Origin of the sequence: Sphingosinicella sp., from assembly GCF_013911755.1 — a bacterium.
GTDB lineage: Bacteria > Pseudomonadota > Alphaproteobacteria > Sphingomonadales > Sphingomonadaceae > Sphingosinicella.
The window spans coordinates 36067-48781 of record NZ_JACESP010000017.1 but is presented as its reverse complement, the minus strand read 5'-3'; the positions used below and the strand labels follow the sequence as shown (position 1 = coordinate 48781).

At 64.2% G+C, this 12715-nt stretch carries 6 protein-coding genes and 1 other RNA gene; all 7 read left to right on the top strand.

The genetic code is table 11. From position 1 onward, the window contains the following. The first annotated feature begins 276 nt into the window (after window positions 1-276). The 7 genes from rpoB (at window position 277) to fumC (ending at window position 12708) form a co-directional block, all read left to right on the top strand. Entirely contained in the window at window positions 277-4422 is a 4146-nt protein-coding gene (gene rpoB / locus H2052_RS12405; protein ID WP_293782089.1) for a DNA-directed RNA polymerase subunit beta, read from the top strand. 103 nt (window positions 4423-4525) lie between these two features. Continuing rightward, window positions 4526-8686 carry a DNA-directed RNA polymerase subunit beta' gene (gene rpoC / locus H2052_RS12400; RefSeq protein ID WP_293782087.1) on the top strand — a complete coding sequence of 1387 codons (4161 nt, stop codon included), beginning with the start codon at window positions 4526-4528 and terminating at the stop codon, window positions 8684-8686. A gap of 202 nt (window positions 8687-8888) precedes the next feature. Continuing rightward, on the top strand, window positions 8889-9026 hold the full coding sequence (locus tag H2052_RS12395) for a hypothetical protein (protein ID WP_293782085.1): 138 nt from the start codon (window positions 8889-8891) through the stop codon (window positions 9024-9026). Window positions 9027-9240: 214 nt separating this feature from the next. Continuing rightward, window positions 9241-10398 (top strand): glycosyltransferase family 1 protein, encoded by a 1158-nt coding sequence (locus H2052_RS12390; protein ID WP_293782083.1) that lies wholly within the window; start codon window positions 9241-9243, stop codon window positions 10396-10398. Then, window positions 10376-10729, top strand: a transfer-messenger RNA (tmRNA) gene (gene ssrA / locus H2052_RS12385). Before H2052_RS12390 ends, ssrA begins: the two co-directional genes overlap by 23 nt. Window positions 10730-10846: 117 nt before the next feature. After that, complete coding sequence (locus H2052_RS12380) at window positions 10847-11320, top strand: ClpXP protease specificity-enhancing factor SspB (RefSeq protein WP_293782171.1); 474 nt, start codon at window positions 10847-10849, stop codon at window positions 11318-11320. Next, window positions 11317-12708 carry a class II fumarate hydratase gene (fumC, locus tag H2052_RS12375; protein ID WP_293782081.1) on the top strand — a complete coding sequence of 464 codons (1392 nt, stop codon included), beginning with the start codon at window positions 11317-11319 and terminating at the stop codon, window positions 12706-12708. Before H2052_RS12380 ends, fumC begins: the two co-directional genes overlap by 4 nt. Window positions 12709-12715 lie beyond the last annotated feature (7 nt).

Here is a 12715-nt window from a genome sequence, read left to right as displayed (position 1 = left end):
TCCCCCCCCCCAACGATGCCGTATCTGTTAGGGGAGCGAGGGGCAGATCGAAAGCGACTCTTGCGACAGGGGGTTTGACAGCGCCGCCTGCGGCTCCTATATCCCGCTTCCTTCCACAGCCTTTCGGGAAATGATGTGCCTTCGCGCAGCGCATCGCACGAATGGATCGGCTGCGGTTTGATGCGGAAAGCTGCGGTTCTCCCGGATGCGGGGGAGCCTGCGGCTTTTTTCGCGTCAGCGCCTGACGAATTTTGAAGAGCAAGGGCGACAAACAGCATGGCCACCCAGGCGAAATCCTTCACCGGTAAAAAGCGTATCCGCAAGGTCTTCGGGCACATCGCCGAAGTCGTGCAGATGCCGAACCTCATCGAGGTGCAGCGCGAATCGTACGAGCAGTTCCTGCGCTCCGATCCGTCGCGCGGCTACGTCTCGGGCCTTGAGAAGACGCTGCGGTCGGTGTTCCCGATCCGCGACTTCGCCGGCACCGCCGAGCTGGATTTCGTGAACTACGAGCTTGAAGCGCCCAAGTACGACACCGACGAGTGCCGCCAGCGCGGCATGACCTACGCGGCGCCGATGCGCGTGACGCTGCGCCTGATCGTGTTCGAAATCGATCCCGATACGGAAAGCCGCTCCGTCCTCGATATCAAGGAGCAGGACGTCTACATGGGCGACATGCCGCTCATGACCGAGAACGGCACGTTCATCGTGAATGGCACCGAGCGCGTGATCGTTTCGCAGATGCACCGTTCGCCGGGCGTTTTCTTCGATCACGACCGCGGGAAGACGCACTCTTCGGGCAAGTTCCTGTTCGCCGCGCGCGTCATTCCTTACCGCGGGTCGTGGCTCGACTTCGAGTTCGACGCCAAGGACATCGTGAACGTCCGTATCGACCGCAAGCGCAAGCTGCCCGTGACGACGCTGCTCTACGCGCTCGGCATGAACAGCGAGGACATCCTCAACCAGTTCTACGGCCGCGTGACCTACAAGCGCGCCGAGGGCGGCTGGAAGGTGCCGTTCCTGGCCGACCAATGGCGCGGCAACAAGCCGATGTTCGACATCGTCGATGCCAAGTCGGGCGAAATCGTCTTCGAGCAGGGCAAGAAGATCACGCCGCGCGCCGCCAAGAAGGCGGAGAACGACGGCCTCACCGAGCTGCTGATCCCGACCGAGGAAATCTTCGGCCGCTATTCGGCGTTCGACCTCGTCAACGACAAGACCGGCGAGATTTACATCGAGGCCGGTGACGAGGTGACCGAGGCCAACCTCGCGAAGCTCGATGCTGCGGGTGTCACCGACATCGACCTGCTCGACATCGACCATGTCAATATCGGCGCATGGATGCGCAACACGCTGATGGCCGACAAGGTCGAGGAGCGCGATCATGCGCTCGCCGAGATCTACCGCGTCATGCGCCCCGGCGAGCCGCCGACGCGCGAGACCGCCGAAGGCATGTTCGCGGGCCTGTTCTTCGATCCGGAGCGCTATGACCTTTCGGCCGTCGGCCGCGTGAAGATGAACATGCGTCTCGACCTCGATGCCGAGGACACGGTGACGACGCTCCGCAACGAAGACATTCTTGCGGTGGTGAAGACGCTCGTGGAGCTGAAGGACGGCAAGGGCGACATCGACGACATCGACAATCTCGGCAACCGCCGCGTGCGTTCGGTCGGCGAGCTTCTGGAGAACCAGTACCGCGTCGGCTTGCTCCGCATGGAGCGCGCCGTGAAGGAGCGCATGTCGTCGGTCGATATCGAAACGACGATGCCGAACGACCTCATCAACGCCAAGCCCGCTGTTGCGGCGGTGCGTGAATTCTTCGGATCCTCGCAGCTCTCGCAGTTCATGGATCAGACGAACCCGCTCTCCGAAGTGACGCACAAGCGCCGCGTTTCGGCGCTCGGGCCGGGTGGTCTCACCCGCGAGCGCGCGGGCTTCGAGGTTCGCGACGTTCACCCGACGCACTATGGCCGTATCTGCCCGATCGAAACGCCGGAAGGCCCGAACATCGGTCTGATCAACAGCCTCGCGACGTTCAGCCGCGTCAACAAGTACGGCTTCATCGAAACGCCGTACCGCAAGGTTATCGACGGCAAGGTGACGAACGACGTCATCTACCTCTCGGCGATGGAAGAAGCGAAGCACACGATCGCGCAGGCGAACGCCGAGCTGGATAGCGAAGGCCGTCTCGTCGAGGATCTCGTTTCCGCGCGCGAAGCCGGCGAGTTCCTGATGGCGCCCAAGGCGCACATCACGCTGATGGACGTGAGCCCGAAGCAGCTCGTGTCGGTCGCCGCGTCGCTCATTCCGTTCCTGGAAAACGACGACGCCAACCGCGCGCTCATGGGCTCGAACATGCAGCGTCAGGCTGTGCCGCTGCTCCGCGCCGAGGCGCCGTTTGTCGGCACCGGCATGGAAGGCACCGTGGCGCGCGATTCGGGCGCTGCGATTGCTGCGCGCCGCACGGGCATCATCGATCAGGTCGACGCGACCCGTATCGTTATCCGTGCGACGGAAGAGGAAGACGCCGGCAAGTCGGGCGTCGACATCTACACGCTGCAGAAGTTCCAGCGTTCGAACCAGAACACCTGCATCAACCAGCGTCCGCTGGTGAAGGTGGGCGACATGGTCCAGCGCGGCGATATCATCGCCGATGGTCCTTCGACGCAGCTTGGTGAGCTGGCTTTGGGCCGGAACGTGCTCGTCGCGTTCATGCCGTGGAACGGCTACAACTACGAGGACTCCATCCTCATCTCCGAGCGGATCGTGAAGGACGACGTCTTCACCTCGATCCACATCGAAGAGTTCGAAGTGATGGCCCGCGACACCAAGCTCGGGCCGGAGGATATCACGCGCGACATCCCGAACGTCGGTGAGGAAGCGCTCCGCAACCTCGACGAGGCGGGCATCGTCTACATCGGTGCCGAGGTCGAGCCGGGCGACATTCTCGTCGGCAAGATCACGCCGAAGGGCGAAAGCCCGATGACGCCGGAAGAAAAGCTGCTCCGCGCCATCTTCGGCGAAAAGGCGTCGGACGTGCGCGACACCTCGCTGAAGCTGCCGCCGGGCGTTGCCGGCACGGTCGTCGAGGTGCGTGTGTTCAACCGTCACGGCATCGACAAGGACGAACGCGCGCTCCAGATCGAGCGCGAGGAGATCGAGCGTCTCGAGAAGGACCGCGACGACGAACGCGCCATTCTCGATCGTGCGACCTATGCGCGCCTCAAGGACATGCTCATCGGCCAGACCGTTGCGGCGGCGCCGAAGGGCATCAAGAAGGGCGCCGTGATCGACGATGCGATGCTCGCCGAGCAGCCGCGCCGCGAGTGGTGGAAGTTCGCCGTTGAAGAGGACAAGCTCCAGTCCGATCTCGAAGCCGTGAAGGCGACGTGGGAGGAGGCGCTGAAGAGCCTCGACCGCCGTTTCGCGGAAAAGGTCGAGAAGCTGCAGCGCGGTGACGAAATGTTGCCGGGCGTGCTCAAGATGGTGAAGGTCTTCGTTGCGGTGAAGCGCAAGCTGCAGCCGGGCGACAAGATGGCCGGCCGTCACGGCAACAAGGGCGTCATCAGCCGCATCCTGCCGATCGAGGACATGCCGTTCCTCGACGACGGCACGCATGTGGACATCGTTCTGAACCCGCTCGGCGTGCCTTCGCGCATGAACGTCGGTCAGATTTTCGAAACCCACCTCGGCTGGGCCGCGCGCGGTCTCGGACGTCAGATCAGCGCCATGCTGGAAGACATCCATGCCAAGGCGCAGGGTCTCGACAAGGACGACGCCAAGGGGCTGCGCGACAAGCTGAAGGCCATCTATGGCCAGCAGTACAACGCGGAGATCGACGGCCAGTCCGACGACGAGCTGATGGAGCTTGCCACCAACCTCGCTTCGGGCGTGCCGATGGCGACGCCGGTGTTCGACGGCGCCCGCGAGGCGGACGTGTCGAACATGCTGGAACTCGCCGGTCTCGACCGGTCGGGCCAGGTGGAGCTGTACGACGGCCGCACCGGCGAGATGTTCGATCGCAAGGTGACCGTCGGCTACATCTACATGCTGAAGCTGCACCACCTTGTGGACGACAAGATCCACGCGCGTTCGATCGGGCCGTACAGCCTCGTCACCCAGCAGCCGCTGGGCGGCAAGGCGCAGTTCGGCGGTCAGCGCTTCGGTGAGATGGAAGTGTGGGCGCTGCAGGCTTACGGCGCGGCGTACACGCTGCAGGAAATGCTGACGGTGAAGTCGGACGACGTCGCCGGCCGCACCAAGGTCTACGAGGCGATCGTCAAGGGCGACGACACGTTCGAGGCCGGCATCCCCGAAAGCTTCAACGTGCTCGTCAAGGAAATGCGTTCGCTCGGCCTCAACGTCGAACTGCGCAACAGCGAGGACGACGAAGCCGAGGCGAAGGCCATTGCGGCGGAATGAATGATCTCTCCCTCTCCCGCGTGCGGGAGAGGGTCGTGAGGACCGGAAGCGGTTTCCTCATCCGCCTGCGCCGGTTGGCGCGGGGCAGAAATTCGGAGGCGGTATGAACCACGAACTGATGAACTTCTACAACCCGGCGGCGAAGCCGGAGACCTTCGACCAGATCCGCATCGGTCTGGCGAGCCCGGAGCGGATTCGCTCGTGGTCGTTCGGCGAGATCAAGAAGCCGGAGACGATCAACTACCGGACGTTCAAGCCTGAACGCGACGGCCTGTTCTGCGCCCGCATCTTTGGTCCGATCAAGGACTACGAGTGCCTGTGCGGCAAGTACAAGCGCATGAAGTACAAGGGCATCGTCTGCGAAAAGTGCGGCGTCGAGGTCACCGTCTCCAAGGTGCGCCGCGAACGCATGGGCCATATCGAGCTGGCCGCGCCGGTCGCGCACATCTGGTTCCTGAAGTCGCTGCCGAGCCGCATCGGCATGTTGCTCGACATCCAGCTGAAGCAGCTGGAGCGCGTGCTCTATTTCGAACAGTTCATCGTCATCGAGCCGGGCCTCACGCCGCTCGAGAAGTATCAGCTGCTCACCGAGGATGAACTCCTCGAAGCGCAGGACGAACACGGTGAGGACGCCTTCACTGCCGGCATCGGCGCCGAGGCGATCCAGAAGCTGCTCGAAAGCCTCGATCTCGAAGGCGAGAAGAAGATTCTTCTCGAAGAGCTCGCGGTCACCAAGTCCGAGCTGAAGCCCAAGAAGATCATCAAGCGCCTGAAGGTCATCGAGAGCTTCCTTGAATCCGGCAACCGTCCGGAATGGATGATCCTGAACGTCGTTCCGGTGATCCCGCCCGAACTGCGCCCGCTCGTTCCGCTCGACGGCGGCCGCTTCGCGACGTCCGATCTCAACGATCTCTACCGCCGCGTCATCAACCGCAACAACCGCCTGAAGCGCCTCATCGAGCTGCGCGCGCCGGACATCATCGTCCGCAACGAGAAGCGTATGCTTCAGGAAGCGGTCGATGCGCTGTTCGACAACGGCCGCCGTGGCCGCGTCATCACCGGCGCCAACAAGCGCCCGCTGAAGTCGCTGTCCGACATGCTCAAGGGCAAGCAGGGCCGCTTCCGCCAGAACCTGCTCGGCAAGCGCGTCGACTATTCGGGCCGTTCGGTCATCGTCACGGGTCCGGAGCTGAAGCTCCACCAGTGCGGCCTGCCGAAGAAAATGGCGCTCGAGCTGTTCAAGCCGTTCATCTACTCGCGCCTCGACGCCAAGGGTCTCTCGATGACCCTGAAGCAGGCGAAGAAGTGGGTGGAGAAAGAGCGCAAGGAAGTCTGGGACATCCTCGACGAAGTCATTCGCGAGCACCCGGTCCTCCTCAACCGCGCGCCGACGCTCCACCGCCTCGGCATTCAGGCGTTCGAGCCCGTGCTGATCGAGGGCAAGGCGATCCAGCTGCACCCGCTCGTCTGCTCGGCGTTCAACGCCGACTTCGACGGCGACCAGATGGCCGTCCACGTTCCGCTTAGCCTTGAAGCGCAGCTCGAAGCGCGCGTGCTGATGATGTCCACGAACAACATCCTCAGCCCCGCGAACGGCAAGCCGATCATCGTGCCGTCGCAGGACATGATTCTCGGCCTTTACTACCTCTCGATGGAGCGCAAGGGCGAGCCGGGCGAGGGGATGCTGATCTCCGACATGTCGGAAGTGCACCAGGCGCTGAACGCCAAGGCGGTCACGCTGCACTCGAAGATCGTCAGCCGCGTTCCGCAGACGTCTGAGGACGGCAAGACCTACATGAAGCGGGTCGAAACCACGCCGGGCCGCATGCTGCTCGGCGAGTGCCTGCCGAAGAACCACAAGGCGCCGTTCGAGATCGTCAACCGTCTCCTCACCAAGAAGGAGATCGCGGACGTCATCGATACCGTCTACCGCGAGTGCGGCCAGAAGGAGACCGTGCTGTTCGCCGACGCGATCATGGGCCTCGGCTTCCGTCACGCCTGCATGGCCGGCATTTCGTTCGGCAAGGACGACATGGTGATCCCGGACGAGAAGGAAGGGATGGTCGACGAGACGCGCGCGCTCGTGAAGGACTTCGAACAGCAGTATCAGGACGGCCTGATCACGCAGGGCGAGAAGTACAACAAGGTCGTCGACGCGTGGGCGCGTTGCGGCGATCGTGTTGCCGACGCGATGATGGCGCGCATTTCGGCGCGTCCGGTCGACGCGAACGGCCGCGAGATGCCGATCAACTCGATCTACATGATGGCGCATTCGGGCGCCCGCGGTAGCCAGGCGCAGATGAAGCAGCTCGCGGGTATGCGCGGCCTGATGGCCAAGCCCTCGGGCGAGATCATCGAAACGCCGATCATCTCGAACTTCAAGGAAGGTCTCACCGTCCTTGAATACTTCAACTCCACGCACGGCGCCCGCAAGGGTCTCGCCGACACCGCGCTCAAGACGGCGAACTCGGGTTACCTCACCCGCCGTCTCGTCGACGTGTCGCAGGATTGCGTGGTGATCGAGGACGATTGCGGCACCGACAATGCGCTGACCATCAAGGCCATCGTTGAAGGCGGCACCACCATCGTTTCGCTCGGCGAGCGCATCCTCGGCCGCACGCTGGCTGCGGACGTTGTCGATCACAAGACGAACGAGGTGGTGATGCCTGCGGGCACGCTGCTCACCGAAGCCGAGACGGCGATCGTCGAGGCGGCGGCGCCGCAGTCGGTGCAGATCCGTTCGCCGCTGGTCTGCGAGACGCGTCAGGGCGTCTGCGGTGCGTGCTACGGTCGCGACCTTGCGCGTGGTACGCCGGTCAACATCGGCGAGGCCGTGGGTGTCATCGCGGCGCAGTCGATCGGCGAGCCGGGCACGCAGCTCACGATGCGTACCTTCCACATCGGCGGCGCGGCGCAGGTCTCCGAGCAGTCGACGCTGGAAGCAAGCTTCGACGGTACGATCGAGCACCGCAACCTCGATACGATCACCGACAGCCGCAGCCGCCACATCGCGATGAGCCGCAACGGCGAACTCGCGATCGTGGACATGGATGGCCGCGAGCGTTCGGTGCATCGCATCCCATATGGCGCGATCCTTGCGAATGCGCCGGGGCACATCGTATCCAAGGGCGATCGTCTGGCCGAGTGGGATCCCTACACGCTGCCGGTGATCACCGACAAGTCGGGTACGGTGAAGTACCAGGATCTGATCGAGGGCGTCTCGCTGACCGAAAACGTCGACGAGGCCACCGGTATCACCAACAAGATGGTGGTCGACTGGCGCAGCCAGCCGAAGTCCGGCGATCTGCGTCCGCGCATCACCCTTCTTGACGAGACGTCGGGCGAAGCCGGTCGTTACATGCTGTCGGTGGACGCGATTCTCTCGGTGAACGAGGGCCAGAAGGTCGAGGCCGGCGACGTCATCGCGCGTATTCCGCGCGAGGCCGCGAAGACCCGCGACATCACCGGCGGTCTGCCGCGCGTCGCGGAGCTGTTCGAGGCGCGCAAGCCGAAGGACAACGCCGTCATCGCGCGCTGCGACGGTCGCATCGAGTTCGGCAAGGATTACAAGACCAAGCGCCGCATCATCATCCACCCGGAAGATGGTTCGGACGCGGTCGAGTACATGATCCCGAAGGGCAAGCACATCTCGGTGCAGGAAGGCGACTTCGTGCGCCGCGGCGACTACCTGCTCGACGGCAACCCCGATCCGCACGACATTCTCGACGTGCTGGGGGTGGAAGCGCTGGCCGAATACCTCGTTTGGGAAATCCAGGAAGTCTATCGACTCCAGGGCGTGAAGATCAACGACAAGCACATCGAGGTGATTGTCCGTCAGATGCTCCAGAAGGTCGAGATCACCGATTCGGGCGGCACCACGCTGCTCGTCGGCGAGCAGATCGACGCCGAGGAGCTGAACGAGGAGAACATCAAGGCGACCAAGGAAGGCCGCGATCCGGCGGTGGGCAAGCCCATCCTGCTCGGCATCACCAAGGCCTCGCTGCAGACGCGCTCGTTCATCTCGGCAGCCTCGTTCCAGGAAACGACGCGCGTGCTCACCGAGGCTTCGGTGCAGGGCAAGTCGGACACGCTGATGGGTCTCAAGGAGAACGTCATCGTGGGCCGTCTGATCCCGGCCGGCACCGGCGCCGCGCTCGCCCGCGCACGCATTGCGGCATCGAGCCGCGACGCGCAGCTCCGTGCCCGTCAGAAGCGCGTGTTGGATGCGGGGCAGACTGCGGTCGGAGAGACCGTCGACGCCTGAAGCTCCGCGTCACGATGAAAAGGGCCTCGCCGGGAAACCGGCGGGGCCTCTTTCGTTTCGGGTGCCAGCGTCGGCGCTCTTTACACCGGTGTCAGGAGTCGCACCGTACGCACGGCCGAAAGGTCGCATTTCCGTCTTCATGTCAGGATGGCACGATCCGTGCTTGTCCCATCCCGGGACAGGGGGACAGGAGGCGGGGGCGATGCTCTGGTGGGTCACGGGTGTGGTTGGTGCATTGCTCCTTGCTGCGCTGCTGGCGCCGCCGGCACCGGGCCGCCGTACGCTCAGCCGAATGGATTTCGGCGACGAGGCCGCTGACAAGGACGAGGGCGAGCGGTAGCGCTGAACGCAGCCGCTGTTGCGCACATCCCTCACCGAGGGAGGGTTGCGGCATCGGTGGGGCCCGCACATGACTTTCGGGGTTGCATCGGAGGCGGCGAGGCCCGAAAGGCGGGGCCACCGTCGCCGGAGCCTGTCGAAGTTCATGCACCCCTGTTGGAATTTGCTCCGCAGATCGACTAACGTCCGGCGCTTTCACGATGCGGAGCGACATATTGCCTAGCAGCGATCTCAGGGTCGCCCTGTTCTCGGGCAACTACAATTATGTGAAGGACGGTGCCAATCAGGCGCTGAACCGGCTCGTCGGCTACCTGCTGCGGCAGGGCGTCTCGGTTCGCGTTTACTCGCCGACCATCGAAAACCCGGCATTCGCGCCGACGGGCGATCTTGTTTCGATCCCGTCCGTACCGATCCCGGGGCGCGGCGAGTACCGGCTCGGGCTCGGCATCGGCGGGGTGAAGGCGGACCTCAAGGCCTTTGACCCGCACATCGTTCACATCGCTTCACCCGACATCATCGGCCACCGTGCCGTCGGGTGGGCGCGGGCGCGGGGCAAGCCGGCGGTGGCGTCCGTCCATACGCGCTTCGAGACCTATTTCCGCTATTACCGGATGCACTGGATGCAGACCGTGATCGAGGCGGTGCTGCGCCGTCTCTACAAGCGCTGTGTGGAAATCTACGCACCTTCCGAAAGCATGGCGGCGGTGCTCACCGACCAGCGCATGAGCCGCAACGTGCATATCTGGAGCCGTGGCATCGACGGCGAGCTCTATCGCCCGGATCGACGCGATATGGAGTGGCGGCGGAGCCTCGGCATCGCCGACGAGGACGTGGTGATCCTGTTCGTGGGACGCCTCGTGCTCGAGAAAGGCCTTGATACGTTCGCGGCGACGCTCTCGGAGTTGGATGCGCGCGGCGTGCCCTACAAGGCGCTGTTCGTGGGCGATGGCCCGGCCAGGGCGTGGATCGAGGCGCAGGCGCCGCAGGGCATCTTCCTTGGCTTCCAGTCCGGGGATGCGCTCGCGCGGGCCTATGCTTCGGCCGACGTGATGTTCAACCCGTCGTCCACCGAGACGTTCGGCAACGTGACGCTCGAGGCGATGGCAAGCGGCCTTCCCGTGGTTGCGGCGCGCGCGACCGGCAGCCTCAGCCTCGTGACACCGGGCCTCAACGGACAGCTGACGACGCCCGACGACATCCAGGAATCGGCGGATGCGCTCGCTGCCTATATCGCCGATCCGGAAAGCCGCATGGCGGCCGGAAAAGCGGGCCGCGAGATCAGCAAGCGCTTCGATTGGGATGCGATCAACGGCGCCTTGTTGCAGCGGTATCGCACCGTTGTTGCACGACACTCTTCAAAAGCGCGCGCATAGCCCCTATATGGGTGTTGCCGCCTTCGGGCGGCTATGGCGATAAATGATGCCGTGAAATAGGTACAGCGGACCCGGGGGCGGTACCCGGCGGCTCCACCAGTTTCACCGGGCAGGCTAAACGGCCTGTCCGGACATGGGGCCGAACTAGGATCGACGTGTGCTGAAAGACGGTTTTCTTTGCCCGGCCTGAATGCGCCGTAAAACCGTTCAAAACCTACAAATGCCAACGATAACGAGGCATTCGCGATCGCCGCGTAACTAAAGCCCTTCGGGGAATAGGTTACAAAGCTTAGCGCGGTTCGGGCCGCACCGGGCAACAGAAGCGGACACCAGCGGCACGGGGAGCGCCGGGCAACAGAAGCTCCCCACTTTCACGGTTCATCCAGAGTCGGACTTGACCGCGCCGCGGCGCCGCGCCACCAAGTGGCCTTATGATAACGAGGGCCGCATGAACGCCGAAACTCCGGAAAGTCTGATCCCGTATGACGAGATCGTGCAGGATGCGCTGCGCGGCGTCGTGTACGGCGTTCTGAAACGGGTGGAGACCGATGGCGGCCTGCCCGGCAACCACCATTTCTATATCGCCTTCAAGACCGCCGCGCCCGGCGTCGAGATGCCCGTGCACCTGCGCCAGCGCTATCCGGACGAAATGACGATCGTCATCCAGCACCGCTACTGGGAGCTGAAGGTTGATCGCGAGCACTTCGAGATCGGCCTTTCGTTCAATCAGGTGCCGACCAAGCTTTCGATTCCCTACGCGGCGATCACCGGCTTCCACGACCCTTCCGTGGAGTTCGCGCTGCAGTTTCCGACGCCCGAGGGCATCATACCGCCCGCACCGGAGCCCGAGCCCGAGCCCACGCCGCCCGAAAGCGGTGACGGCTCGAACGTGGTGACGCTCGACGCCTTTCGGAAGAAATGAGCGCGCGCGTCGAGACTGACAGTTTCGGGCCGATCGAAGTGCCCGCCTCGGCCTACTGGGGCGCGCAGACGCAGCGTTCCATCAGCAATTTTCCCATCGGCGGCGAGCGTATGCCCGCGCCGCTTGTGCGCGCGCTCGGCCTTATCAAACAGGCTGCGGCCTTCGTGAATGCCGAGCTTGGCGTGCTTGACAACAATCTCGCACCCGCGATCATCGAGGCCGCTGCCGAGGTTGCGGCGGGGAAGCGCGACGACCAGTTCCCGCTCGTCGTCTGGCAGACCGGTTCGGGCACGCAGAGCAACATGAACACCAACGAGGTGATCGCGGGCCGCGCCAACGAGATTCTCACGGGCGCGCGCGGCGGCAAGATCCCGGTGCATCCGAACGATCACGTCAACGCCTCGCAAAGCTCGAACGACACGTTCCCGACCGCGATGCATGTCGCGGCGGCGCGCGAGGTGAACGAACGGCTGATCCCGGCGCTCCGGCATCTGCACGCGGCACTTGCGGCGAAGGCGCAGGCGTTCGCGGACATCGTGAAGATCGGCCGCACGCACCTGCAGGACGCGACGCCAGTGACGCTGGGACAGGAGTTCTCCGGCTACGCGCAGCAGCTCGCGGACGGGATCGCGCGCGTGGAGGCGGTGCTGCCGCGGCTCTATCGGCTGGCGCAGGGCGGCACGGCGGTCGGTACCGGGCTCAACGCGCCGGAAGGCTTCGCCGAGGGCATCGCGAGCGAACTCGCGCGGCTTTCCGGCCTGCCGTTTGAAACCGCGCCCAACAAGTTCGAGGCGCTCGCCACGCACGACACGATGGTCGAGCTGTCGGGTGCGCTCAACGTGCTTGCGGTCAGTCTCAACAAGATCGCGAACGACATCCGCCTTCTCGGTTCCGGGCCGCGCTCCGGGCTCGGCGAGCTTGCGCTTCCGGAAAACGAGCCGGGCAGCTCGATCATGCCGGGTAAGGTCAACCCGACACAGGCCGAAGCGCTGACGATGGTGGCCGCCCAGGTGATGGGGAATCACGTCACCGTCACGGTGGGCGGCGCGCAGGGGCACATGGAGCTCAACGTCTTCAAGCCGGTGATCGCCTACAATGTGCTCCAGTCGATCCGCCTTATCGCCGACGCTTCCGTGAGCTTCGCGGACCGCTGCGTCGCGGGTATCGAACCGAACCGCGAGCGCATCGCCGATCTCGTCGAGCGCTCGCTGATGCTGGTGACGGCGCTCGCGCCCGAGATCGGCTACGACAATGCCGCGGCGATCGCCAAGCACGCGCACAAGCATGGATTGACGCTGCTGGAAGCGGCAAAAGCGCTCGATCTGATCGATGAGACGCGTTTTCGCGCGCTCGTCCGCCCTGAAACGATGCTGGCGCCCGGTCGCTAGGCGCCCG